The organism is Vibrio sp. 1562 (genome assembly GCF_033340155.1).
Taxonomy (GTDB): domain Bacteria; phylum Pseudomonadota; class Gammaproteobacteria; order Enterobacterales; family Vibrionaceae; genus Vibrio; species Vibrio alginolyticus.
This window is the reverse complement of the sequence record NZ_JAWOVY010000568.1, coordinates 1-587: the sequence shown is the minus strand read 5'-3', so window position 1 is coordinate 587 and position 587 is coordinate 1. Positions and strand designations below refer to the sequence as shown.

At 48.4% G+C, this 587-nt stretch carries 1 protein-coding gene; it reads right to left on the bottom strand.

All coding sequences use genetic code 11. The features are described from left to right. The coding region (locus tag R7Z49_RS26435; RefSeq protein ID WP_318112621.1) for an EAL domain-containing protein at positions 1–587 on the bottom strand (587 nt) is incomplete at both ends.

Genomic DNA, 587 nt, shown 5'->3' with positions numbered 1-587 from the left:
CCAAAGATTTGCCCAAGTTGATGATGTTCTCGATGACGGTCACCTGTTTTGGCAGGGCGTCAATGTCATTAATGAATGCACGGTCGATTTTTAGTTCATCAATCGGGAAACGAGCTAAATACGACAGTGACGAATACCCAGTGCCAAAGTCGTCGATCGACAAAGCAAAGCCCAGCTTTTTAATCGCATTCAGCATTTGCAGCGTATGTTCGCTGTCACTCATCACCGCGCTTTCCGTTAGCTCAAACGTGATGCAACTTGGATCAAGTTCGGTTGTGCGCAGCAGCTTCTCCATAAAGTCGATCAACTGAGGGTTGCCAAACTGTTCTGGAGACAGGTTGATCGCGACGCGACCCGGCAAAATGCCTTGTTGTTTCCAGCGTTTTACGGTGTTGAATACATCACGCATCACCACGCGACCCAGATGCTCAATCAAACCTGGTCGTTCCGCCACAGGAATAAATGATCCTGGGCTAATGTAGCCCTCAACCGGATGTTTCCAACGTACTAAAGCCTCTGCGCCATTGATACTGAAATCACGGGCGTTCACTTTGGGCTGATACCAAACTTCAACACCATTTTGCTGC